The 25,516-nt window shown below is 36.6% G+C and carries 24 protein-coding genes; 19 read left to right on the forward strand and 5 right to left on the reverse strand.

The features are described from left to right. Positions 1-40: 40 nt before the first annotated feature. The 3 genes from B9N79_RS00660 to B9N79_RS00670 all read left to right on the forward strand — a co-directional run bounded on the left by B9N79_RS00660 (position 41) and on the right by B9N79_RS00670 (position 4,098). On the forward strand, positions 41-1,174 hold the full coding sequence (locus B9N79_RS00660; protein WP_046217903.1) for a cysteine desulfurase family protein: 1,134 nt from the start codon (positions 41-43) through the stop codon (positions 1,172-1,174). A gap of 3 nt (positions 1,175-1,177) precedes the next feature. After that, a complete protein-coding gene (gene thiI / locus B9N79_RS00665) occupies positions 1,178-2,383 on the forward strand; it encodes a tRNA uracil 4-sulfurtransferase ThiI (protein ID WP_040056922.1) in 1,206 nt (401 codons plus the stop codon). A 101-nt stretch (positions 2,384-2,484) separates the two neighbouring features. After that, positions 2,485-4,098 carry an amidohydrolase gene (locus B9N79_RS00670; RefSeq protein WP_040056921.1) on the forward strand — a complete coding sequence of 538 codons (1,614 nt, stop codon included), beginning with the start codon at positions 2,485-2,487 and terminating at the stop codon, positions 4,096-4,098. 88 nt (positions 4,099-4,186) lie between these two features. On the opposite strand, the gene B9N79_RS00675 is transcribed toward B9N79_RS00670, so the two are convergent. Then, positions 4,187-4,990 carry an NAD kinase gene (locus tag B9N79_RS00675; RefSeq protein WP_019391189.1) on the reverse strand — a complete coding sequence of 268 codons (804 nt, stop codon included), beginning with the start codon at positions 4,988-4,990 and terminating at the stop codon, positions 4,187-4,189. 202 nt (positions 4,991-5,192) lie between these two features. Here B9N79_RS00675 and B9N79_RS00680 point away from each other — a divergent pair, with 202 nt between their 5' ends. The 6 genes from B9N79_RS00680 (at position 5,193) to namA (ending at position 10,703) form a co-directional block, all read left to right on the forward strand. Next, positions 5,193-5,876 carry a DUF2953 domain-containing protein gene (locus tag B9N79_RS00680; protein ID WP_019391190.1) on the forward strand — a complete coding sequence of 228 codons (684 nt, stop codon included), beginning with the start codon at positions 5,193-5,195 and terminating at the stop codon, positions 5,874-5,876. Further along, positions 5,873-6,349, forward strand: a complete 477-nt coding sequence (ytfJ, locus tag B9N79_RS00685; RefSeq protein WP_019391191.1) for a GerW family sporulation protein — start codon at positions 5,873-5,875, stop codon at positions 6,347-6,349. Before B9N79_RS00680 ends, ytfJ begins: the two co-directional genes overlap by 4 nt. A gap of 101 nt (positions 6,350-6,450) precedes the next feature. Next, positions 6,451-6,951 carry a thiol peroxidase gene (gene tpx / locus B9N79_RS00690; RefSeq protein WP_087944369.1) on the forward strand — a complete coding sequence of 167 codons (501 nt, stop codon included), beginning with the start codon at positions 6,451-6,453 and terminating at the stop codon, positions 6,949-6,951. Positions 6,952-7,082: 131 nt separating this feature from the next. Then, complete coding sequence (locus tag B9N79_RS00695) at positions 7,083-8,051, forward strand: class I SAM-dependent methyltransferase (RefSeq protein ID WP_040057072.1); 969 nt, start codon at positions 7,083-7,085, stop codon at positions 8,049-8,051. A gap of 305 nt (positions 8,052-8,356) precedes the next feature. Further along, positions 8,357-9,547: an acetate kinase gene (locus tag B9N79_RS00700; protein WP_019391194.1), complete on the forward strand. Its 1,191-nt coding sequence runs from the start codon at positions 8,357-8,359 to the stop codon at positions 9,545-9,547. Between the two features lie 142 nt (positions 9,548-9,689). After that, positions 9,690-10,703, forward strand: a complete 1,014-nt coding sequence (gene namA, locus B9N79_RS00705; protein WP_019391195.1) for an NADPH dehydrogenase NamA — start codon at positions 9,690-9,692, stop codon at positions 10,701-10,703. Positions 10,704-10,736: 33 nt separating this feature from the next. On the opposite strand, the gene B9N79_RS00710 is transcribed toward namA, so the two are convergent. Next, complete coding sequence (locus B9N79_RS00710) at positions 10,737-11,474, reverse strand: Cof-type HAD-IIB family hydrolase (RefSeq protein ID WP_040056920.1); 738 nt, start codon at positions 11,472-11,474, stop codon at positions 10,737-10,739. Between the two features lie 134 nt (positions 11,475-11,608). Between B9N79_RS00710 and B9N79_RS00715 the strand changes: the two genes are divergently transcribed. The 7 genes from B9N79_RS00715 (at position 11,609) to B9N79_RS00740 (ending at position 18,082) form a co-directional block, all read left to right on the forward strand. Continuing rightward, positions 11,609-12,460 carry an EcsC family protein gene (locus B9N79_RS00715; RefSeq protein ID WP_040056919.1) on the forward strand — a complete coding sequence of 284 codons (852 nt, stop codon included), beginning with the start codon at positions 11,609-11,611 and terminating at the stop codon, positions 12,458-12,460. Next, complete coding sequence (locus B9N79_RS00720; RefSeq protein WP_019391198.1) at positions 12,450-12,953, forward strand: MogA/MoaB family molybdenum cofactor biosynthesis protein; 504 nt, start codon at positions 12,450-12,452, stop codon at positions 12,951-12,953. The genes B9N79_RS00715 and B9N79_RS00720 overlap by 11 nt, the downstream gene beginning before the upstream one ends. A 487-nt stretch (positions 12,954-13,440) precedes the next feature. Then, positions 13,441-14,649, forward strand: a complete 1,209-nt coding sequence (locus B9N79_RS00725) for an argininosuccinate synthase (protein ID WP_019391199.1) — start codon at positions 13,441-13,443, stop codon at positions 14,647-14,649. Next, positions 14,646-16,022 carry an argininosuccinate lyase gene (argH, locus tag B9N79_RS00730; RefSeq protein ID WP_040056918.1) on the forward strand — a complete coding sequence of 459 codons (1,377 nt, stop codon included), beginning with the start codon at positions 14,646-14,648 and terminating at the stop codon, positions 16,020-16,022. Before B9N79_RS00725 ends, argH begins: the two co-directional genes overlap by 4 nt. Before the next feature lie 99 nt (positions 16,023-16,121). Continuing rightward, complete coding sequence (locus tag B9N79_RS25950) at positions 16,122-16,271, forward strand: hypothetical protein (RefSeq protein WP_019391201.1); 150 nt, start codon at positions 16,122-16,124, stop codon at positions 16,269-16,271. Positions 16,272-16,331: 60 nt separating this feature from the next. Continuing rightward, on the forward strand, positions 16,332-16,568 hold the full coding sequence (locus B9N79_RS00735; protein ID WP_019391202.1) for a hypothetical protein: 237 nt from the start codon (positions 16,332-16,334) through the stop codon (positions 16,566-16,568). A gap of 197 nt (positions 16,569-16,765) precedes the next feature. Next, positions 16,766-18,082 carry a DRTGG domain-containing protein gene (locus B9N79_RS00740; RefSeq protein WP_019391203.1) on the forward strand — a complete coding sequence of 439 codons (1,317 nt, stop codon included), beginning with the start codon at positions 16,766-16,768 and terminating at the stop codon, positions 18,080-18,082. 44 nt (positions 18,083-18,126) lie between these two features. Here the strand turns inward: B9N79_RS00740 and B9N79_RS00745 are convergent, their stop codons facing one another. After that, positions 18,127-18,417 carry a YtpI family protein gene (locus B9N79_RS00745; RefSeq protein ID WP_019391204.1) on the reverse strand — a complete coding sequence of 97 codons (291 nt, stop codon included), beginning with the start codon at positions 18,415-18,417 and terminating at the stop codon, positions 18,127-18,129. Between the two features lie 227 nt (positions 18,418-18,644). Between B9N79_RS00745 and B9N79_RS00750 the strand changes: the two genes are divergently transcribed. After that, complete coding sequence (locus B9N79_RS00750) at positions 18,645-19,580, forward strand: DHH family phosphoesterase (protein WP_019391205.1); 936 nt, start codon at positions 18,645-18,647, stop codon at positions 19,578-19,580. A gap of 48 nt (positions 19,581-19,628) precedes the next feature. Here the strand turns inward: B9N79_RS00750 and ytrI are convergent, their stop codons facing one another. Together ytrI and ytrH are read right to left on the reverse strand one after the other, a co-directional pair. Continuing rightward, complete coding sequence (gene ytrI / locus B9N79_RS00755) at positions 19,629-20,180, reverse strand: sporulation membrane protein YtrI (protein ID WP_019391206.1); 552 nt, start codon at positions 20,178-20,180, stop codon at positions 19,629-19,631. Then, complete coding sequence (gene ytrH / locus B9N79_RS00760) at positions 20,150-20,485, reverse strand: sporulation membrane protein YtrH (RefSeq protein WP_019391207.1); 336 nt, start codon at positions 20,483-20,485, stop codon at positions 20,150-20,152. The genes ytrI and ytrH overlap by 31 nt, the downstream gene beginning before the upstream one ends. A 94-nt stretch (positions 20,486-20,579) precedes the next feature. Here ytrH and dnaE point away from each other — a divergent pair, with 94 nt between their 5' ends. Further along, a complete protein-coding gene (dnaE, locus tag B9N79_RS00765) occupies positions 20,580-23,849 on the forward strand; it encodes a DNA polymerase III subunit alpha (RefSeq protein WP_040056917.1) in 3,270 nt (1,089 codons plus the stop codon). A gap of 123 nt (positions 23,850-23,972) precedes the next feature. Next, positions 23,973-25,202, forward strand: coding sequence for an NADP-dependent malic enzyme (gene ystJ, locus B9N79_RS00770; protein ID WP_019391209.1), 1,230 nt, complete (start codon positions 23,973-23,975; stop codon positions 25,200-25,202). The last annotated feature ends 314 nt before the right edge of the window (positions 25,203-25,516 follow it).

Genomic DNA, 25,516 nt, shown 5'->3' on the forward strand with positions numbered 1-25,516 from the left:
TTAATCATAGTTATTATAAAAAGTAGGGAGGGAACTGAAGATGATTTATGCAGACAATAGTGCAACAACAAAGCCTTATAACGAAGTTATTGACGCTTATGCAAAGGTTGCGAAAGACTATTTTGCAAATCCTTCTTCTCTTCATAAGCTAGGCGGAGAAGCTGAAAAATTATTAACACATGCAAGAAGCCAAATTGGTGATTTGTTAGGTGTAAAAGCGAAAGAAATTGTTTTTACTTCTGGAGGAACAGAAGGAAACAACTTTGCTTTAAAAGGAACCGCTTTTACTTTTGGAAATCGAGGTAATCATATTATTACAACGACTGTTGAGCATGATTCTGTTCATAGTTCACTGCAACAGTTGGAAGATATGGGATTTAACATAACCTATGTTCCTGTAGATAGTGAAGGAAGAGTGTCTGTTAACGCTATTTTAGATGCTATTACACCTGAAACAATCCTTGTATCTGTTATGCATGTTAATAACGAAGTTGGTACAGTGCAGCCTGTAGAAGAAATTGGTCTTGCTTTGCAAAAGCATCCTAAAATCCTTTTTCACGTTGATTCTGTTCAAGGGATAGGCAAAGTCCCTATCAATTTAAAATTAGGTTATATTGATCTTTGCACCTTTTCCGCTCATAAATTTCATGGTGTAAAGGGTGCAGGTATTTTATATATAAGAGAGGGTATCTCTCTTTCACCCCTTCTTTCAGGCGGTGCTCAAGAACACGGCCATCGAGCGGGAACTGAAAATGTAGGAAGCATTGTAGCTATGGCTAAAGCTTTGCGGATGACATTTGAACACAACCAAGAGACTTTACGAAAAATGAGTGAAGAGTTTAGAAAAGTACTTTCTTCTTATCCAGACTTTATGATTAATACGCCGAAAGATGGAGTTGCTCCGCATATTATGAATGTAACAATTCCAGGGATGAAAGCAGAAGTTGTCATTCATAGCTTAGAGAATGAAAATGTATATGCATCTACAACCTCTGCTTGTTCTTCTAAAACAGCCCAACCGAGCAAAACTCTTCTTGCGATGGGGAAATCACCTGAACAAGCTAGTCAGGCTATTCGCTTTAGTTTTTCTTATTGTAATAATCCGGGAGATGGCAAAAAAGCAGCACAAGCGTTATATAAAACCATTTCACATTTAAAAAAGGTAGTGAGGTAATCTATGAAATATGATCATATTTTAATTCGATATGGAGAAATTTCAACAAAAGGTCAAAACCGTAAAAAGTTTGTAAGCCGATTACGCAAAAATATTAAGAGTGTTCTTTATGATGTTCCCGGAATAGAAATTGTTCACACTCGAGATCGCATGTACATTCAACTTCATGATGCAGATGAGAAAATAATCATTGAACGTTTACGAAAAGTTTTCGGGATTCAAAGCTTTAGCTTAGCTCAAAAAGTAGAGAATGATATAGAGAAAATTAAAGAAGCTGCTCTTGAGGCATTGAAAGAATATGATAAAGAGGGTGTGACATTTAAAGTCTCTTCACGCCGTTCTTTCAAAGATTTTCCATATGATACAAATGGATTAAATCAAACAATTGGTGCTCATTTGCTTCGCAATACAAAAAAACTAACCGTTGATGTTCGTAACCCAGATGTAAATGTAAAAGTTGAAGTGCGTAATGAAGCAACGTATATTATGAGTGGGGATTACGAAGGACTTGGTGGCCTTCCTGTTGGTACGAGCGGAAAAGCTGCTTTAATGCTTTCAGGCGGACTTGATAGCCCTGTTGCTGGTTATTTAACAATGAAGCGCGGCGTTGAAATTGAAGCTGTCCACTTTTTCAGTCCTCCTTTTACAAGTGAACGTGCAAAGGAAAAAGTAGTAGATTTAACAAAAGAGTTAACAAAATACGGAGGAAGCATTAAGCTTCATATTGTTCCGTTCACAGAGATTCAGCAGCTTGTTCATAAGCAGGTTCCAGAAAACTATACAATGACATCAACACGTCGTATGATGTTAAAAATTGCGGATAAAATTAGAGAACAAAACGGTGGTCTAGCTATTGTAACAGGGGAAAGTCTTGGACAAGTAGCAAGCCAAACGCTTGATAGCATGGTTGCGATTAATGATGTTACATCAATACCTGTTTTACGTCCACTTATTGCTACAGACAAAACTGAAATCATCTCAGTATCTAAAAAGATCAATACGTACGATATTTCGATTCGTCCTTATGAGGATTGCTGTACAATCTTTACACCAGTCGCGCCTAAAACTCGTCCAAAGCTTGAGAAGGTGCAGCGCTATGAAGAGTTCGTAGATTTTGATGAACTAATTGAAAAAGCTGTGAATGAAACAGAGACCATTCTTATTCAGCCAAATGACAGTTCTAACAGCATTGAAGAATCATTATTTTAGATAAGAAAAAGAGCAGAATTTCTGCTCTTTTTTTGTTGAGCTTATTTCTGTGTGATACGATACATAGTACAACAATTATGATGTTAAAAGGGGTTATGGTGATGGGAAAGCTTTGGTGTAACGGCATAATTTATACGATGAAAAATCAAGGAGAGACAGTTGAAGCAGTTTTTACTGAAAACGGAATTATAAAAGCTGTTGGAAAAAAAGAAAAGCTTCGCCAAGAATACAAACATGCTATTGAAGAAGTCATAAATTTACAAGGGTCTGTCATGTATCCAGGATTTGTTGATAGTCATATGCACCTTATAGGACACGGAGAACGGTTAATGCGTCTGGACTTATCAAAAGCGAAATCAAAGGAAGAAATGCTTCACCTCTTAGAAAGAAAAGCAGAAGAACTTGAAGAAGGGGAATGGCTTATTGGAGAAGGATGGAATGAAAATGAATGGGATAATAAAAGCATTCCAACAGCAGAGGAACTTAATAATGTAAGCAAGGGACATCCGCTCATTGCAAGAAGAATTTGTCATCATGCGAGTCTCGCGAATAGTTATTCACTAAAGCTAGCAAGTATTAATAAACATACTCCAAATCCTCCTGGTGGAGTTATTGTAAAAAATAGTAGAAAAGAGCCAACAGGAATGCTTCTTGATAGAGCTCAAGATTTGGTTACAGCATATATGCCTCCAGTTTCTAAAGCATATGTGCAAAAGGCCTTGCAGATGGGGATTGAAGATTGCTTAAAGGTTGGTCTAACTGGAGGGCATACAGAGGATTTAAACTATTACACAGGTTTTAAAGAAACGTATGAGGCATTTCTCTATGCAACAGAACAAAGCAGATACAAATTTCGTTTAAACTTGCTTGTTCATCATGAAGTTGTAGGAGATATGATTCAATATATGGCAAAGAATAAGAAACACTCTTCTTTTGTTGAACTTGATGCTATGAAGATTTTCTCTGATGGATCACTTGGCAGCAGATCTGCTCTTTTAAGCGTTCCATATAAGGATGATCCGTCAACAAACGGTGTTGCCATTCATACAAGGGAAGAGCTACAAGGGCTTGTAAAAGCAGCAAGAAGTCATGGGATGAATGTAGCAGTTCATGCCATTGGAGATCTTGCTTATGAATATGTTCTAGAAAGTTTAGAAGCTTATCCACCAAAAAAGGGACAGCGAGATCGTATTATTCATGCTCAAATTTTAAGAGATGATTTGATTCAACGAACGAAAGAAATTCCCGTTGTACTCGATGTTCAACCTCGTTTTGTTGCAAGCGATTTCCCTTGGATTCTTGATAAAATTGGGGAAAATACATTTTCATATCTTTATCCTTGGAAAACATTATTACAAGAAGGAATTATGTGTGCAGGAGGCTCAGATGCACCAATCGAGCCCGTAAATCCGCTTTTAGGGATTCACGCTGCTGTTACTACCAAAAGAGGACCATCTTCAAATATAGAGTATATTCCTTCTGAAAAGCTTTCCGTATATGAAGCAATAAAGCTTTTCACCGAAGGAAGTGCTCAAGCTGTTTGTCGAGAGAGAGATAGAGGGAAGATTGCGGAAGGGTATTTAGCAGATTTTACGGTGTTAGAACAAGATTTATTTAAGGTTGAAGAAGACGCTATTCCAAACGTTGGAGTAAGTATGACAGTCGTTGATGAAACAATTATGTTTGAGAAAAATAAAGAGAGCAGTGAATTTTAATTTTAGCACGTAATTTTATAGAATGTGAACATATATGCTGTAGACATTAAAAAAGCTTGGACATTCATTGTCCAAGCTTTTTTGTTTTTTATAAAAATGTGCGCTGTACACGGCGCCAGAACGAATTATCTTTTAATTTTACAGTTTTAATTTTTTGATGGTGAAGTTTTACTTCGATTTTTTCAAGCTGTTGAATATTCAATGCTTCATTATCAACGCCTACAATTGGATTTAAGTTTTGATAGCTTCCAAGTCTTAATGTAAGAGAGTTTTGCTCACTTAAAATAAAAGAAGAGCCAAGCGTTCTGTACGTATTATTATTAAGAGAAGCAATTTCACTAATTTGCATGCAGTCCATTAATGGATCTACAACAGCACCATTGATTGATTTGTTGTATGCTGTACTTCCAGTTGGCGTTGCAATAACAATGCCATCTCCTCGGAACGTTTCAAAATGTAGGTCATTAATATATACATCCGCTGTTAAAGTCTTAATTACAGACGAACGAATTGTACATTCATTTAAGCAATAAAAAGGGGGATTCTGATCCACCTTTACTTCTATAATAGGAAAGCGGCGTACTTCGATGTCAGCATTTGTCATAGCTTCAACCATTTTTTCTTTTTCATCGATGTTGAAGTCACAGTAAAAGCTAGGCTGTTCATCAAGCGTTACACCAGCATATAAACAGTCATCTCTGAACCCTGATTTACGGACAGCTTGTAGGAATGTTCCGTCTCCTCCAAGGGCTGCAATGATGTTTGCCTCTTTCATCGTGCTGACAATATTAAATCCATTTTGTTCGGCTAGCTCGTGTAAGCTGCTTAGGTTTGCAAGGATCTTTTCATTTTTTTTGTAGAATAAATAGATATTATTACGATGTGCTGTCATGATTTAACCTCCCATATGATGATAATAGAGTAACCGCTTTCTATCTTCTATCATATCACCAAGTGTTAGAAAATTAAAATAATTATTTCACATTCCATTAATTTTATAATTTTTGATTATGGGTAGAGAGCTAATTTGTTAATAGTAACTGGGTTTAGAGCGGGATAAATGGGAAATAATGAATATTTGGAGGTGGTAGAAGGTGAATGTTGTATTCATTATACTCCTTGTTCTTATCGCATTTTTTATTTTAGTTTGGTTTACTAACATAACAATAGAGATTCATCTTCGCCATCAGCATAAAGATGACTTTTATCAGATAAAATGCAAAGCACTCTTCGGGCTTATTCGCTATACATATGAAATTCCTGAAGCCACATTAAATGAAGATGATGGTGAAACTAAGCTTAAAATCAAGCAAACAGAATCTATTAACAATAATAAAAAAGGGGAGAAACAAGAAAGTATTTCGGTCGAAAATGTCACTGACGCATTTCATCGAGTACAAGAGATCATTCAAGATATTGTTTCTTTTCATGAAATTGTTCGAAGGTTTTTGAGAAAGGTGCACGTTCGTAATCTTGAGTGGGAAACAGAAATCGGTGTGAAAGATGCAGCAATAACGGGTGTTCTAAGTGGAGCATGCTGGGGAATTAAGGGAAGCATTGTGGGTCTACTTGTGGAATATATGAATGTTTATCCTGAACCAAAACTAGCTGTTACACCCATATTTAATAAGCCAGCTTCATATACGTCCTTCCAATGTATGGTTTCATTCCAAAACGGTCATGCTATATTAACGGGAATAGCTATGCTTACACATCGACGTAGCATAATACGTAAAAAAGAAAAAATTAAAAACGATCACAAGGAGGTTTCCTCATGAGTGAACACCCTATTGAAGGCTTAATGTCCACAGCAATGGAAAACTTAAAAGAAATGATTGATGTGAATACAATTGTAGGAGATCCTGTTGAAACACCTGACGGAAGCGTAATTTTAACCGTATCTAAAGTCGGTTTTGGTTTTGCGGCAGGAGGAAGTGACTTTTCTACAGATGGAGGAAAGAGAGAAGGAGGCAGCCAGTCAGCTCATACTCCGTCTAAAAAAGAGCGAAGTCCTTTTGGAGGAGGAAGCGGTGGGGGAGTATCCATTACCCCAATTGCTTTTCTGATTGTCAATTCCTCAGGAGTGAAAATGCTGCATCTTGATGAAAGTACGCATCTTTATGAGCGATTGTTAGAAACTGCACCACAAGCAGTAGAAAAAATCCAAGGGCTCTTTAAAAAGAAGGAAGATGGAAAGAAAAATGGCTCTTCTTCTGACAGCCATGCAAAAGGAATTGATCCTGAAGCATAATCAAAGTTTCTCCATGTGAAAAGTAATAGAACGAAATCGTTGCAATATGTACATAAACAGGCTAACATTTACATGTACATATTCTTTTTATATAGGAGGAAATTATCATGACAACATTTAAAGGAAATGAAGTAACGCTTCTAGGGAAAAAAGTAGAAGTAGGACAAAAAGCTCCAAACTTTACTGTATTAGCAAACGACTTATCAGAAGTTACTTTAGATGATTCAAAAGGTTCTGTTCGTATCATTAGCGTTGTGCCTTCAATTGACACAGGCGTTTGTGATGCACAAACACGTCGTTTTAATGAAGAAGCAGCTTCACTTGAAAATGTGAAAGTGCTAACGGTTAGCGTTGACCTTCCATTTGCTCAAGCTCGCTGGTGCGGTGCAAATGGTATTGAAAACGTTCAAACTTTATCAGATCATCGTGATCTTTCCTTCGGCGAAGCATTTGGCGTTACGATTAAAGAACTTCGTCTTTTATCGCGTTCTGTATTCGTAGTTGATTCAGAGGACAATGTAACATATGCAGAATACCTTGGAGAGGTAACAGAACATCCAAACTATGAAGCAGCTATCGAAGCGGCAAAAGCAGCAAAGTAATTTTCTCATAAAAAGGCCTCGAAACTCTCGAGGTCTTTTTTTGCGTCTCAATTTGGAAATATGCTAAAATAGTCAAGTTATCAAAAGAGATTTTTGATTCGGAGGAGATAGAAATGACTGAGCTCAAAGAGATGGAAACGCTCTTTAAAGTGATAGATGATACAGCAAACATTTTGCGAAATAAATTGAACTGCACGTATCTAGAAGCTGTTAGTGAAACAGGTGAAAATTTATTCGAAAAAGCGATTCTTCAGGAAGAAGTTGATGATGTAACAAAAAAGCGCGTTGAAAAAGAATATGAACGTGTAGATATCGAAAAGCTATCTAAAGAGAGTATTCGAAAAGCTTTTCAGCTCGCGGTATTAAAAGGAATGAAAGAAGCAACACAGCCTAATCATGAAATGACTCCTGATGCAGTCAGCATCTTTGTTGGTTATTTTGTTCAAAAATTAATGGAGAAAAAAGATGAATTTTCCATATTAGATCCTGCTGTTGGAACTGGGAATCTACTTACGGCTATTTTAAATGGAAATAGCAAAAAAGTAAGGGCGTATGGAAGTGATGTTGACGAGCTTCTTGTAAAACTCTCGTATGTTAATGCAAACTTGCAGCACCATGAAATGGAATTTTTTAATCAAGATAGCTTACAGCCTCTCTTTGTTGATCCTGTTGACGTTGTCACAGTAGACTTACCAGTTGGTTATTATCCTAACGATGAAGGTGCTTCAACTTATCGCCTGAGAGCAGAAGAAGGACATTCATATGCTCATTATTTATTTATTGAGCAAAGCTTCCGCTATTTAAAAGAAGGAGGCTATCTTATTGCTCTTGTTCCGAATAATATTTTTTCAGGGGATGAAGCGAAGAAACTACATGCTTTCATTAAAGAGGAAGGATTTATTCAAGGTCTGCTTCAACTTCCGCTTACAATGTTTAAAAAAGAACAGCATGCTAAAAGTATCTTCATCGTCCAGAAAAAAGGAGCTACTGCAACCCCACCTTCGCAGGCTTTGCTTGTTGATCTGCCTTCTTTCTCAAATAAAGAAGCTATGAGTGATATTATGAGTCAAATTAATGAATGGTTTACTGCAAAGCAATGAAGAATAAGAATACGATAGAAAACTGTCGTATTCTTATTTTATTTTGATATAGTAAATTTTTGAGGATTTATGCAAATAAAAAAGTAAACAATTACAAAAAGGTTATTTATGTTACGAAAATATATTAGATGTCAGAAAAAAATGAATATTTACTAATAGCGTTTACTATATTGAAATTGTGTACTACTAGTGATTAAATGGAATAGGATAGAAATTGTGTCGAATATCATAGAAAATTGTAGAACATGGTGGCGCAAAAAGCTACCTAGTCCGTGTCTATATGAAAAAAGGAGCTGTATTTGAGTATGACCAAAATTTTGGCAATTAATGCCGGTAGTTCATCACTTAAATTTCAATTATTCGAAATGCCAAGTGAGACGGTATTAACAAAAGGTCTTGTAGAACGTATTGGATTAGATAACGCGGTATTTAATATCGTTGTTAATGGAGAAAAGAAAGAAGAAATAACAGATATCCCAGATCACGCTGTTGCAGTGAAAATCTTGCTTGATAAATTAATTTCTGAAAACGTTATTAGTTCTTATGATGAAATCAATGGCGTTGGTCACCGTGTTGTACATGGTGGAGAAATATTCAGCGATTCTGCTCTTATTACTGATGAAACACTAGCACAAATTGAAGAGTTAAGCGAACTAGCTCCTCTTCATAACCCAGCAAACGTTGTAGGAATTAAAGCATTCAAAGAAATTATGCCAAATATTCCTTCAGTTGCTGTATTTGATACCGCATTCCATCAATCAATGCCAGAGCAATCTTATCTTTATAGCTTACCATATGAGTACTATGAGAAATATGGCGTACGTAAATATGGTTTCCATGGTACTTCACATAAATTTGTATCACAACGTGCTGCAGAGTTACTTGGTCGTCCGATTGAGCAACTTCGCATCATTACTTGCCACTTAGGAAACGGTGCAAGTATTGCTGCTGTTGAAGGTGGGAAATCAATTGATACTTCAATGGGATTCACACCACTTGCAGGTGTTGCAATGGGAACACGTTCAGGTAACATTGACCCAGCTTTAATTCCTTTCATTATGGAGAAAACAGGAAAAACAGCTGATGAAGTTCTTCAAGTATTGAACAAAGAAAGTGGACTTCTTGGTGTTTCTGGTATTTCAAGTGACCTTCGTGACCTACTTGGACAAGCCGAAGAAGGTAACGAACGTGCAGAGTTAGCTCTTGAAGTATTTTCAAGCCGTATCCATAAATATATTGGCTCATATGCTGCTCGTATGTCTGGTGTTGATGCAATCGTCTTTACTGCTGGTATCGGTGAAAACAGCGTAGAAATTCGTGAGCGTATCCTAAAAGGCCTTGAATTCATGGGCGTATATTGGGACAAAGATCTTAACAATGTACGTGGGGATGAAGCTTTTGTAAGCTATCCACACTCTCCAGTAAAAGTTATTGTTATCCCAACAAATGAAGAAGTAATGATTGCTCGTGACGTAACTCGTTTAGCAAACATGTAATAAAAGAGAAAGCCTCTTTTCCTTATGGGAAAGAGGCTTTTTTTTATAAAGAAGATTTATTTTGAGCATCTTAAGTGAAGTATAGAAGGGGAGATGATACAATATCTCTGTTTCAATTTAAAAATTTCGGGAGGCGAAAGATATGAAAACAAAGTTATTTTCTCCTTATACAGTGAAAGGTGTTACAATTAAAAATAGAATTGTCATGTCTCCTATGTGCATGTATTCAAGTGATGAAAGTGGAAAAGTGAAAAACTGGCACTTAACACACTATACAACTCGTGCTGTTGGTCAAGTTGGTCTTATTATGGTTGAAGCAACAGCTGTCTCATCAGAAGGACGTATTTCTCCTCGTGATCTTGGGATTTGGAGCGATGAACATATTGATGGATTAAAAAATATCGTTTCTTTAAGCAAAGAACATGGTGCAAAAGTAGCCATTCAGCTTGCGCACGCAGGTCGTAAAGCGGAGCTTGAAGAAGAAATTTTGGCTCCTTCTGCTATTGCTTTTGATGAGAGCTACAAAACACCGAAAGAAATGACAAAGGAAGATATTCAAAATAAAATCCAAAACTTTAAAGAAGGTGCGCGTAGAGCGAAAGCAGCTGGATTTGATATTATTGAAATTCACGGTGCACATGGTTATCTAATTAATGAATTTCTTTCTCCAATTAGTAATAAACGAGAAGATGAGTATGGTGGATCAGCCCAAAATCGCTATCGTTTCTTAAAAGAAGTGATTGAAGCTGTGAAAGAAGAATGGAATGGACCACTATTTGTTCGCGTTTCTGCATTTGACTATCTTGACGAAGGCTTAAAAGCCGACGACTATGTTCCATTTGCAAAATGGATGAAAGAACAAGGCGTAGATCTTATTGATGTAAGTTCAGGTGCTGTAGCTCCAGCGCCAATTACAGCATATCCTGGTTATCAAGTTCAATTTGCAGATCAAATTAAGAATGAGGCCAATATTGATACAGGAGCCGTTGGTCTTATTACAAACGGTTTCCAAGCGGAAGAGATTTTACGTAACAATCGTGCAGACCTAGTATTCTTAGCTCGTGAATTACTTCGCGATCCATATTGGCCAAGAACAGCTGCAAAAGAACTTCGTGAAGAAATTCAAGCTCCTGTTCAATACGAATACGGCTGGTAAATAAAAATCCCCCTCTATGAGGGGAATTTTTATTTAGGATAAAACCCAGTGATGAATAGCTTTGGCAACTCCATTTTCAATATTTGGAGAAGTAATCCAATCTGCTTTTTCTTTAACAACTTCTTGGGCATTTCCCATTGCAACTCCAACACCTGCCTCTTCAATCATAGCGATATCATTTAAGCTGTCTCCCATTGCAATGACGTTATCCATTGTAATATTTAATCGTTCACAAACTTTCATCAATGCTTTTGCTTTATTAATTCCAACAGCATTGATTTCAATGTTTGTTGGGCTTGAATTTGTGATTTCAAGCTGTTTGCTTTCTTGAAGTTCTCCTAAAACAGCTTCTCTGATGCTATCATCTGGAATATCAAATCCAAACTTTAACCACTCATGTTCCACAATTTTATCAGGGAATTCTTCTCTCCATAATCGTTCTGTTGTAGAAGCCCAAAAATGAATATTATACTTTTGTTTGAGTTCCCATAGTTTTTCGATATGAGCATGCTCAATAAGATTGCGGTCAACAAGCTTAAAAGAAGAATCCCATATTTCACTTCCATTTGAAGTAACAAGGAAGGAGGAAAGCTCCAACGATTCTGCATATTCACGACATGTAAGAAGTGAGCGTCCCGTACTCAATACAGTTGGAATTCCTTTTTGCTTAGCAAGATTAATAGCCTCTTTGTTTTGAGAAGATACATTTTGTTCGTTATCTAACAATGTACCATCCATATCGAGTGCGATAAGTTTTATTGAATTTTTCATAGGGAAAAATAGCCTCCTTCTTTTTACGTTCCGTCTCTTTCATTTTAATATAAAGGAATGATAACTGTAACCGCCTAATGTTTCTTATATCCCCTTGTGTTAAAATAATCTTTAACAATAACGGAGGTGTAAAAATGAAACGTACAAGCCGAGAAAGAATTATGCTTGAAGAAATCTTGCAATGGGAACAGGAGCTTGAAAAGTGGAGTTTAACATCAGCTGAGAGAGAGAACAAGCAGTTGCTGCAAAACTTTTTTGATTCCCTTCCTGAAGATAAATACTACAAGTACATGGAGCTTCTAGACAATGGGCTTTTTCACCTTCAAGGTTTTATTGATCGATCTTACATACAAAAAAGCGAGCGTAAACGTCTTCTAAGAACCGCTTCATTGCTAGACGAGCGCATAGAGGAGATTCAAGATCTTAAGATGCTAAATATTGATCAGCTGTCATACCTCGCTGATGAGCAGCTGAAAAAGCAGCGGCTTTATTCGTTTGTTCAAGGAGCAGCTTCTGGAACAGGAAATGTTTTATTTGTTGGCACAGATATTCCCCTTCTCATCACATTGAACTTTCAATCTATCCATTTAACAGCACTAAGCTATGGATATGATTGTGAAGATCCATTTGAAATGATTCTTATTCTAAAAATATTTCATGCAGCTATTGTGCCAAAAGAGTATCGTTTCGCTGCTTGGGAGCAACTGAAAGAAGAGATTGAGACGTTTGAAACGGCCTATTATAATGAGCAAAGCGAAAAAGTATTACATAATGCATTAAGTGCTCATCTATTACAACAGATTATTAAAACAATGCTTATTTTATCAACAAAACGCCACTCTTCAAAAAAGCGTTCTCTCTTTACAATGCTTCTTTCAGGCAGTTTCAACTACAAATTCACAGCTGAAGTAACGGATTTTGCAAAACGCTTCTATCAATATCGCTTCTTAATGGAAGAGAAGGGAGGAAAGCAAAATGAGCGTTGAAGAACACAAAAGGGAAGCACCAACGGTTGTTGCGTGTGGAGTTATTACAATTAGTGATACAAGAACAAAAGAAACAGACAAAAGTGGGGCACTCATAAAAGAGAAACTAGGAGAAAAGAATTTTAAAGTTGTTGAGCATATGATTGTAAAAGATGAAAAAGACGTGATTTTAGAAGCTGTTCAAAGGTTAATTAATGATGAACGTATTGAAGCAGTTATTACAAACGGAGGAACAGGACTTGCTAAAAGAGATGTAACAATTGAGACTGTCACACCTCTTTTTGAAAAGGAAATCGTGGGCTTTGGTGAACTTTTCCGTATGTTAAGTTATCAAGAAGATATCGGATCTGCAGCACTATTAAGTAGGGCTGCAGCCGGAGTGGTGCAGAACACAGCTCTTTTCTCTCTTCCAGGCTCTTCAGGAGCTGTTAAACTTGCAATGGATAAACTTATTATCCCTGAGCTTGCTCACGTTATAAAACATATTAAATAACTTTTTTAAAAGAAGCTGAGAGTTTTTCAGCTTCTTTTTATTTTATAACATACCTATAGAGAATTTAGGCTTCTCCCTTTATTCAACAATTCTTCCTTCTTTTCATAATGTATAAAAACTGTTGCTCCTCGCCCGCTATGTTAGTACTTGTTCCTGTTTTTTTAGAATATGTGTATTTGTTGAATATGTAGTGATTATTCATTGTTTCTTGCAAAAAGATAGGAAAAGAGAAAAAGGTGAATATTGAAAGCAAAAGAAGATGAAAGGGCTAAAAACCTTATGTTAGCGGGCTTAAATAAAAAGTAAGTAGAAAGAGAGAATAAAAAAAACAAGAAATATACACTAATATTTATACTTTTTTATGAATAAGTATTGAAAGTCTGAGAGATAGGTGATACATTATTATTAACAAAGATGAATAAAAAAACAAATCGATAAAAATATACTTATATATAAATGCAAGGACATTAAGAGGAGGATTTTAGAAATGGCAAAAGAAAAAGTCGTGTTAGCATACTCAGGTGGATTAGATACATCAGTCGCAATTAAATGGTTGCAAGAGAAGGGTTATGACGTTGTAGCATGTTGTTTAGACGTCGGGGAAGGAAAAGATCTAGATTTCGTTCAATCAAAAGCACTTTCTGTTGGTGCAATTTCTTCACATGTTATTGATGCAAAAGAAGAATTCGCGAATGTTTATGCATTAGCAGCTCTTCAAGCGCACACTCTTTATGAAGGAAAATATCCACTTGTTTCAGCGCTTTCTCGTCCGTTAATCGCTGCGAAACTTGTGGAAGTAGCTGAAAAAGAAAATGCAGTAGCTGTAGCGCACGGTTGTACGGGAAAAGGAAATGACCAAGTGCGTTTCGAAGTATCAATTAATGCTTTAAACCCAAATCTTGAAGTATTAGCTCCTGTTCGTGACTGGAAATGGTCTCGTGAAGAAGAGATTGAATATGCGAAAGAGAAAAATATTCCAATTCCAATTAATTTAGATAGCCCTTTCTCAATTGACCAAAACTTATGGGGAAGAAGCAATGAGTGCGGTGTTTTAGAAGATCCATGGGCAGCACCACCTGAAGAAGCATATGATCTTACAACTCCAGTTGAAGCAACACCAGATGTTGCGGATGTTGTAGAAATCGAGTTTGTTCAAGGGGTTCCTGTTTCGTTAGATGGAGAGAACCTTCCACTGTCTGAACTTATTTTAAAATTAAACAACATTGCTGGGAAACATGGTGTGGGACGTATCGATCATGTTGAAAACCGCCTTGTTGGAATTAAATCTCGTGAAGTATATGAGTGCCCAGGTGCTATGACGCTTATTAAAGCACATAAAGAGCTTGAAGACTTAACACTTGTAAAAGAAGTAGCTCATTTCAAACCAGTGATTGAAAAGAAACTAACAGAAGTGATTTATGAAGGTCTTTGGTTCTCGCCGCTTACAAAAGCGCTACTAGGTTTCCTAAAAGAAACACAAAAAACAGTAAACGGTACAGCACGCGTGAAACTATTCAAAGGTCATGCTGTTGTTGAAGGAAGAAAATCTCCAAATTCTCTATACGATGAGAAGCTTGCAACATATACAAAAGAAGATGAATTTAACCATGATGCTGCTGTTGGATTTATCAACCTTTGGGGCTTACCAACAAAAGTAAATAGCATGGTGAACAATAAGGAGAAGGTGAACTCATGACCAAATTGTGGGGAGGACGTTTTACCAAACGTCCTGAGCAATGGATTGACGAATTCGGAGCATCTATTACATTCGATAAAGCACTTGTAGAAGAAGATATTCAAGGAAGTCTTGCTCATGTTGCAATGCTTGCAAAATGCAACATTCTCACAGAAGATGAGAAAGACCAAATCACGGCTGGCCTAAACAAATTAGCAGAGAAAGCAAAAAGTAATGAGCTTTCTTTCTCTGCTCAGTATGAAGATATTCATTTGAATTTAGAGAAACTTCTTATTGATGAAATTGGGCCTGTAGGAGGAAAACTTCATACAGGGAGAAGCCGTAATGACCAAGTTGCAACAGATATGCATCTTTATTTAAAAAAGCACGTTACAGAGATTATCGGCTTATTAAAGAAACTACAAACAGTTCTTATAAATAAAGCCGAGGCACATATCGAGACCGTTTTCCCAGGGTATACGCACTTGCAACGTGCTCAGCCTGTTTCATTTGCTCACCACTTAATGGCTTATTTCTGGATGTTGCAACGAGACGTTGAGCGTTTTACAGAATCATTAAAACGTATTGATCTCTCACCGCTTGGGGCAGGAGCGCTTGCAGGTACAACTTTTCCTATTGATCGTAACTACTCAGCAGAGCTATTAGGCTTTTCAGGTATCTATGAAAACAGTATGGATGCCGTTAGCGATCGAGACTTTATTATTGAATTTTTAAGCAATAGTTCGCTTGTTATGACCCATCTTTCGCGATTCTGTGAAGAGTTGATTTTATGGTCAAGCCAAGAGTTTCAATTTATTGAAATGGATGACACATATGCAACAGGAAGCAGCATTATGCCACAAAAGAAAAATCCAGATATGGCAGAGTTAATCAGAGGGAAAACAGGCCGTGTATATGGAAATTTATTCAGTCTTTTAACTGTTCTAAAAGGAACTCCTCTTGCTTATAATAAAGATTTGCAAGAAGATAAAGAAGGAATGTTTGATACGGTAACAACACTTGAAGGTTCGTTGACAATTTTCAGCGGCATGATTGATACGATGACTGTCAAAACAGAGAATATGACGAAAGCAACTTCACAAGATTTTTCAAATGCGACAGAGTTAGCTGATTATCTAGCATCAAAAGGGATGCCGTTTAGAGAAGCGCATGAAGTTGTAGGAAAACTTGTTTTAACATGCATTAATCAAGGTATTTATCTTCAAGATCTTACGTTAGAGCAGTATAGAGAAGCATCGGATCTTTTCGAAAATGACATTTATGATGTAATTGATCCTTATAATGCTGTTAAGCGTCGTAATAGCCAAGGAGGCACAGGCTTTGCGCAAGTGAGCCTTGCAATTGAAAAGGCAAAGCAGCACATATCGTTATAAAAAGAAGACACCAATTAGGTGTCTTCTTTTTTTGGGAATAATGTTAAAAAATAAGTAGAAAATAACGAAGAATAAAGATAATTTGAGGAGTGATAATAGATGAAAGATCCAAAGTCAGTCAACAAGTCTTATGATGAAATGTTTTTTTACGATGAAGAAGGAGAGCAAATGACAACCCAGCATATTATGGAAGCGTATGAAAATGGTCATTTTGATACAGGATACAGTGAAAATCAAGGTGAAGGATAACGTCTGATTAAGACAAGTTCTGCATATAAATAAAGCAAAAGGAATAGTTAGGAGGTCCATATGAAACAGAAATATCTTTTATATGTTTTGCTAACAAGCCTTTTGCTTTATTATGCAATGCCATATCTACAGCCTTTTTATGGGGGGACATTTGGTCTTTTCTCACTAGTATGGATTCTTTTTGCCCTTCTTGTCTTAAGCGGTAATTTCTTAGCTTTTTTATCCGCCCCTAAAGGAGAGAAAAAAATAAAAGTAAAAACAGCAAAAGCCCCTTTGAAAAGAAGAATGTATCAGTAGCGAAATAGATGGAAAGCCTTTCATAAAAAGAAAGGCTTTTTATTATGAAAAACGAAAAGTAAGATAAAGAGTAGTTACATCATCGTAAAAAAATGGTTTAATGAAGTAGAGTATCCGAAATAAATGACGCTGTAGAGAAAGATAGGTAACAGTGGCGATTAACAAATAAACTAAGTAATTTTAAAGGGTGAAGAATCGTGGCGACAAAGCATCAACAAATTTTGCAGCATATCGATCATTTACCGATTGGCGAAAAGATCTCTGTTCGACAGATTGCAAAAGACCTTGGAGTAAGTGAAGGGACGGCTTACCGTGCCATCAAAGATGCTGAAAATAAAGGGTATGTTTCGACAATTGAAAGAGTTGGAACGATTAGAATTGAACGAAAACAAAAAGAAAATATTGAAAAATTGACGTATGAAGAAGTTGTTAATATCGTAGATGGTCAAGTGTTAGGCGGCATGGAAGGGCTTCATAAAACACTCAATAAGTTTGTTATTGGAGCAATGAAACTTGAAGCAATGATGCGTTACACAGGAGCAGATAATTTGCTTATTGTTGGAAATCGAACAGATGCTCATGAGCTGGCATTAGAAGCAGGAGCCGCAGTTTTGATAACAGGAGGATTTGACACAGAGGACCATGTTAAAAAGTTAGCGGACGAGCTTGCTTTACCTGTCATTTCAACAAGCTATGATACGTTTACAGTAGCAGCTATGATCAATAGAGCAATTTATGATCATCTTATAAAAAAAGAAATTGTCCTTGTCGAAGATATTTTAACATCTGCTGAGAATGCGGCTATTCTAAACATAAGTGATCCTATATCAAAATGGTATGAGTATAATCATCATACAAAACATACTCGTTTTCCAGTTGTAGATGATGATTTACATGTAAAAGGAATTGTGACTTCAAAAGACATTATTGACTATAGCAGAGATACGATTATTGAAAAAGTGATGACGAAAAATCCAATTACGGTTCACCAAAAGACGTCTGTTGCTTCCTCAGCTCATATGATGGTATGGGAAGGAATTGAAATATTACCTGTTGTGGATGAATATAATGTGCTTCAAGGAATTATTAGCAGACAAGATGTACTAAAAGCTCTGCAAATGATTCAAAAGCAACCACAAGTTGGGGAGACGATTGATGATATCGTGACAAGTCAGTTTCAAGACGTGTCAGAGGCAAAAGATAACTTCTATTATCGTTGTGAAGTAACCCCTCAAATGACAAACTATATGGGAACTATTTCAAATGGGGTTTTTATGACTATATTGACAGAAGCAACAAACAGAGCTCTTCGTGTCTATAAAAAAGGAGATCTCGTTATTGAAAATGTAACTTTATATTTTATCAAACCTGTCCAAATTGACAGTACGCTTGAAATTCGCCCAAAAGTACTTGAAATTGGTCGTAAGTTCGGAAAAGTAGATGTTGAAGCATATAGTGAAGGAGTGCTAGTTGGTAAAGCACTTATGATGGCCCAAGTACTTGATCGAACATAAAAAGGCGCAAAGCAACTCTGCTTTGCGTTTTTTATTATAGAATTTTATTTGCGTTCTTCAATCGTTTTGGGAAGATAGTATTTGTAAGCTTTGAAAGCGGCAATTACGCTTGCTCCGCCTAGTAAAACGAAAACAACTGCTACAATGGTGGAAACAACAGAATTATGGATGAAAAAGAGGTTTATTCCGAACAGAAAAACGAAGAGACCAAGAGCAATGCTACATTTAGCAGAGAGCCACTGTTTTTCCATTGGAGCTTTTGAACGAATGTACTTTGTTTTGTAGAAAAGATAAAAAACGAGCGAAAAAATAATCAATACTACAAAAATAGGCATACAATTCCTCCATTTTTTAATAGTGGTAATGCTTCATTTTCTTTTATTTTAGCTTGTAAAAAGGAATTTTTCTACAGCTCGGATGACATTTATTTAAAATAGAGCAATTGTATGATTTAATAGGTAATATAAATAGATCACAATACAGTAAATAAAGTGCGCAGTTTAGCGAAAGCATAGCTATAAATTTTAAAAATCTAATTTTGGATGTTTTAAGGAGAGAGAAAATGAAAGAAAGAATCTTGCAGGAAATTATGAAATATGAGACCATCATTATTCATCGACACGTACGTCCAGATCCTGATGCCTATGGTTCGCAGTGTGGATTAGCGGAAATTTTAAAGGCCTCTTTTCCAACTAAAAACATCTATGTAACAGGAGCTAGTGATCCCTCTTTAGAGTTTCTTTATAAAATGGACGAGATTGAGGATGCTATTTATCACGATGCTCTTGTGATCGTGTGTGATACCGCAAATGAAGCGCGTGTATCTGATCAGCGCTATAAAAATGGTAAGTTTATCATTAAAATCGATCATCATCCAAATGAAGATCCTTATGGAGATTTACTGTGGGTTGAAACGTCAGCAAGTTCAACAAGTGAGATGATTTATGAACTGTACATAGAGCTAAAAGACAGCGGACTTACAATGACAAAGGAAGCTGCACGCCTTATTTACGCAGGGATTGTAGGAGATACAGGTCGTTTCCTTTTTCCAAATACAACGCAAAGAACGCTTCAATATGCAAGTGAGCTTGTTCAAGCTGATTTTTCATTCACAGATCTTTATCAAGGCATGTATAAAACAAAGCTTAATGTCGCACGTCTTCAAGGTTATGTGTTAAACAATTTCACCTTTGAAGAAGAAGGAATTGCTTATATTACAATTACAAAGGATATCTTACAAGAATACAATGTAACTCCATCAGAAGCATCTCAGCTTGTCGGCCTTCTTGGAAACATTGATGGAGTAAAAGCATGGGTTTTCTTTGTTGAAGAAGAAAGTCTAATCCGAGTTCGCTTGCGTTCAAAGGGACCGGTTATTAACGGTGTTGCCCGTAATTATAACGGCGGTGGTCATCCGCTTGCTTCAGGAGCTTCTATTTACCAGTGGAGTGATGTTCAGTCCGTCTTAAATGATTTACGAAAAGTATGTCAAGAGTAGAGAAAGAGGTGGTTTCCTTTTGAATGGAAATCACCTTTTCCATAGTTTTTAAAGGGAGGATTTTACATCTGTGACTTTAAGTTGAACAGATAAAGTCCGATGGAAAAGGATTTCGCGAACTTCAATTTTGTATATTTTTTTATCGATTTCATATTGTCTGTTTTCGATGACTCTTTTTATAAGCTCTTTTGATTCATAAACTTTTTCAATAGGCTGAGAAATTAAGTTGTTCAACTCTTTCTTCACAGCTTCTTCGATAAAAAAGGTAGAATAGTATCCAAGTTTAAAGTTATCGCTGTTTATAATTTTAACATCTAAATTTTGGATAACGAGTTCTTTTGTTTGCGGTTTTTCTTCATTAGGTTTCTCGCTTTCGTGTTCATTTTGCCAAATTGACAGTTGATCTTGCAGTTGTTCAATTTCTCTTTTTTGTTTAATAATAGTAATGGTTTGTCTTTCTTGCAGTGTTCCGTACATAAACAGAAACACGCCCCAGCTAATTAATGCCCCGAAAAATGCTCCGACAAGTAGAAAGCGAAAAGAAGGACGTTCATGTAAAGGTGGAATTCTCATGATGAGAGATAGTCCTGGATAAGCCATTTGATAAGAAGTGCACCTGTTTGAGCACCGCCCAGAGCAGAAAGAATATAAAGAATCTGTTTGAACGCTTCTTTTGTTGCGCCTTGAAAAAAGCCTTTTTCAATGCTAAAAAAAGTGTCGAAAGTTCCGCCAATAGCCGCAATAAGGGCCCAGATTTTTAAGTTGTCGGAAAGAGTACTCATATATGTTAAAGGGGGCTTGCCCATTAAAAAGGCACCAAAAGAGCCGATAAAAGAGCCGCCAATAATAACACCAAGTGCAATAAAGTAACTCGTAATAAAAAGGGTTACAAATGTATCTTTCATCTCTTTCTCCTCCTTTTCTATATGTATATGTGTGAAGGAGACATGTATGAAAGAGGAAAAGAAAACGTTATGTTACAAAGGAAGGTGAAATGCAATGTCATTTGTTCACTTGCAAGTAAAAAGTGGATATACTTTGCTTCAGAGTACAGTGAAAATAAAAGAACTTGTTCAAAAAGCAAAGGAAGATGGCCAAAAGGCAATTGCTTTAACAGACCACAATGTCATGCACGCTATTCTTCCTTTTTATAAAGAATGCAAAAAAGAAGGTATCAAGCCAATTCTAGGGATAACTCTTACAGTACACGTCGAAGAAAACATCTATGATCTTATTTTGCTTGCTAGAAATAATCAGGGATATCAACACCTCTTAAAACTTGCGACAGCTGTACAAATCAATGAGAAAAAAGGAGTATCGCTTAAAACGTTGACAGCGTACAGTGAGCATCTGTTTGCACTGTTCCCTTATTCACAACTTCAAGAGCCGTTCTTTAATGAAAAACAGGTGAAAAACGTACTGTTACCGTTCTCCTCCCTATTTCGCCACTATTTCTACATAGCTGTAACAGAGAAAGATGTTTCAGAGGAAACGATAAATATGTTTCGCTCTTGTGGAATAAAAGCGGTAGGTACGAACGATGTTCGTTATTTAGAGAAAGAGCATCAGCTTGCTTATCAATGTTTAGAAGCGGTGAGAAAAGGTGTTAAAAGAGAAGAAATTGAAATCTACGAACAGGAACGTTATTTAAAAAAAGAAGAAGAAATGAAAGAAGTTTTTGCGCATTTTCCCTCTCTATTAGAAGAAACCGTCCACATTGCAAACAACTGCAGCGTCTCGTTGAGTCTTGGTTCTTCTTTTCTACCAAAATATCCTGTAGAAGAAGGAAAAAGCGCTCATGTTCTTTTAAAAAAGCTTTGTGAGAGAGGGATGGAGCAAAAGGGGCTTTCTGAAGATAAACGTTATCAACGTCGCCTTCAGTATGAGCTTCATATCATTGAGAAAATGAGCTTTAGCGATTACTTTTTAATTGTGGCAGATTTTATGCATTTTGCTCATCGAAAAGGAATTATAACAGGTCCTGGAAGGGGATCTGCTGCAGGATCACTTGTTGCTTATGCTCTTGATATTACAACTGTTGATCCTATTCAATATGATTTATTATTTGAACGTTTTTTAAACCCAGAGCGAATAAGCATGCCTGATATTGATATTGATTTTCCGGATCATCGCCGTGATGAAGTGATCCAGTACGTTATGAAAAGATATGGAAAAGAGCATGTTGCCCAAATCATTACGTTTGGAACATTAGCAGCAAAAGCAGCTTTGCGTGATATCGCAAAAGTATTTGGAGTAGACGGAGCAGAAATGAATAGGTTGTCAAAACTTATTCCTGCTAAGCAAGGAGTAACGTTAAAAGAAGTGTACAACACATCAGAAGAGTTTCGCTCCATTCTTCAATCTTCCGCTCTTTTGCAGACCGTATTTTCAGTAGCTCTTCTAGTTGAAGGCTTGCCTCGTCACTCTTCAATTCATGCAGCAGGCGTTGTAATTAGCGAGCAGCCATTAACACACTACGTACCGCTACAGGAAGGGCATGGAGACGTACCTTTAACACAATATGCCATGAATGAAACAGCTGCAGCAGGATTATTGAAAATTGATTTTCTTGGACTGAGGAACTTAACGATCTTAGAAAGAATCTTGAAATCTGTTCAAAAGTTCAACAGAACACTAACGCTTCAAACCATTCCTTTAGATGATTCAGAAGCTTTTCGTCTACTAAGCAATGGAGATACAGCGGGAATTTTTCAATTTGAATCGTCAGGTATTACAGAGGTATTAAAAACGTTAAAACCAAGTGAGTTCGAAGATTTAGTCGCTGTTAATGCTTTATATCGGCCAGGACCAATGGAGCAGATTCCTCATTATATAAAAAGGAAACATGGAAAAGAAGAAGTTCACTATTTGCATGAAGACTTAAAACCAATTCTAGAGAAAACATATGGAGTTATCGTTTATCAAGAGCAAATCATGCAAATTGCCTCACGATTGGCGGGTTTTACGCTTGGTGAAGCTGACTTGTTAAGACGAGCAGTAAGCAAAAAGAACCGAAGCGTACTTGAGGAAGAACGTCAGCACTTTATCAAAGGATGTTTGCAAAAAGGGTATGATACAGAAGTTGCTTCAAATCTCTATGGATTAATTGTGCAGTTTGCAAATTATGGGTTTAATAGAAGTCATGCTGTCGCATATAGCCTTATAGCCTATTATCTTGCTTATTTTAAAGCGCACTACAAAGCTCACTTTACAGCAGCTTTGTTAACGAGCGCAATTGGAAATGAGGAAAGAGTTAAACAATATATTCATGAAGCAAAATTCAAAGGCCTTGAAATTCTGCCTCCTTCTATTAATAAAAGTGTTTACGCATTTACTGTGGAAGGAGAGAATGCTATTCGCTACAGTTTAGCGCCAATCAAATACATTGGGCAAACAGCTCTTCGCGAAATTATTGAAAAAAGAAAAGAGAAAAGGTTCGCTAGCTTATTTGATTTTTGCATGCGCATTTCAGAACAAGCTGTTGGGCGGAATGGTCTCATTTCTCTTATTTATGCGGGAGGATTTGATGAGTTTGGGGAAGATAGAGCAACATTGATCAAATCCATTGACGTTGCTTTCGAACATGCAAGTCTTATGGAGGATTTTGGATTTGAACCAAAGTATGCAAAAGCAGAGCCTTTAACAGAGGAGGAAAAGCTTGGTTATGAAAAGCAAGCACTTGGACTTTACTTATCTAGTCATCCTTTGTCTTCTTATAGACCCTTCCTTCAAAAAGAAGGGGCACACCCTCTTTTCACTTTAGAACAGCAAAAAAGAGGAAACGTAAAAGTAGGGGCTCTTGTAACGGAACGACGAGAAATCCTTACAAAACGAGGAGAGAGAATGGCTTTTCTGAACTTGCAGGATGAAACAGGAGAAATAGAAGGAATTGTATTTCCGAATGCATTTAGAAAGTTTCAAGAAAAATTAAGTATTGATGGTAAAATATTAATAGTTGGAAAAATAGAGGAACGAAACCAAAAGTTTCAGCTACTTATTAATGAGGTTATTTCACTTGAAGATGTGAAACAAAGCTTTTTAAAAGCGCTCTATTTAAGAGTAGATTCACAGCAAAAGCAAGAAGAAGTTTTCATAGAGTTAGAAGAGACTTTTAAGCGATTTAAAGGCGATACAGCAGTCATGATTTACTATGCTGCTGAAGATAAAACCATTCGTTTAGCATCTTCTTTTAATGTGAATCCAAGTAATGAATGCTTGCAATATTTAAAGAAAATACTAGGGGATGGAAACGTGATTCTTCGTGAGTAATATGCTTTACATTCTGTCCCCATTTGGTATATTGTAAAAGAGTTAATGTCTTACATTAGAAAACTTCAAATTTATTAACTATTCTATACAATTGAGTAGTTTTGGGACAAAGGAGAGAGTTTTATGTCATTGAAAGAGGAAGCTTTACATATTCACCGTATGAATCAGGGTAAATTAGAGTCAAAAGCAAAAATTCCCGTAAAAAATGCGAAAGACTTAAGTCTTGCTTATTCACCAGGAGTAGCAGAGCCTTGTAAAGCCATCTATGATGATGTTAATAAGGTATATGAATACACAATGAAGGGCAACATGGTAGCAGTAGTTTCAGATGGAACAGCGGTACTTGGACTTGGGAATATTGGTCCAGAAGCATCTTTACCAGTTATGGAAGGAAAAGCTGTATTGTTCAAAAGTTTCGCTGGAGTGGATGCGTTTCCAATTTGCTTAAATACAACGGATGTAGATAAAATTGTTGAAACTGTAAAACTTCTTGAGCCAACATTCGGCGGCGTAAATTTAGAAGATATTGCCGCACCTAACTGCTTTGAGATTGAAGAACGTTTGAAAAAAGAAACAAACATTCCTGTGTTTCATGATGATCAACATGGAACAGCAATTGTAACAGTAGCAGGTCTTCTAAATGCATTAAAACTTGTTGGCAAATCAATGTCTGAAATCAAAGTTGTAGCAAATGGAGCAGGTGCAGCTGGAATTGCTATTATCAAACTTTTATACCGTTATGGTGTACGTGATATTGTGATGTGTGATTCGAAAGGCGCAATTTTTGAAGGTCGCTCATATGGTATGAACGATGTGAAGAAAGAAGTTGCTTCATATACAAACCGTGACAGAGTTGAAGGAGATTTAGCTGACGTAATTCGTGAAGCAGACGTATTCATTGGTGTTTCTGTTGAAGGTGCACTTACAAAAGAAATGGTACGAACAATGAATACAGATCCAATCATTTTTGCAATGGCAAATCCAACGCCAGAAATCATGCCTGAAGATGCAAAAGAAGCAGGTGCCAGAGTTATTGGAACAGGACGTTCAGACTTCCCGAACCAAGTTAACAACGTACTTGCATTCCCAGGGATTTTCCGTGGTGCACTTGATGTGCGTGCTACACATATTAATGAAAAAATGAAAATGGCAGCTGTTGAGGCTATTGCTGGTTTAATTTCTGAAGAAGAGTTAAATGCAGATTATGTCATCCCAGCTCCATTTAACCCAGAAGTAGCTCCGGCTGTGGCAGCTGCTGTTGCGAAAGCAGCTATGGAAACAGGAGTAGCTCGTATTGAAGTAAATCCAGAAGAAGTAGCGGAGAAAACGCGTAAGCTAACAATCATTGAGTAAAATTGTTTTCCTGCTTTCTATTTTTATATTCATTGAAAGAGCGCCTATTAAAAAAGGCGCTCTTCCAATGAAAGAAGAATGAGGCATCGTAAGAAATGCATACTTCTGGTCTTTAAACTCGATTTTCTAAATTTTTTCCTCGCGTTTTAAGTGCTTACAAGAAGTTTGAAAAGAAGGCTTTTCGAGCGGTGAAAAAGCAACTTTTACAAAAATCTCCTTGCTTTTTAAGCAAACATGACTTATTATTCGAGCAGATGTGTCAACATTTTTAAGTATGTAATAATAACTATATTATTCTTATTATGGAATAACTT

Source organism: Priestia filamentosa (genome assembly GCF_900177535.1).
In the GTDB taxonomy this organism is placed as follows: Bacteria; Bacillota; Bacilli; order Bacillales; family Bacillaceae_H; genus Bacillus_I; species Bacillus_I filamentosa.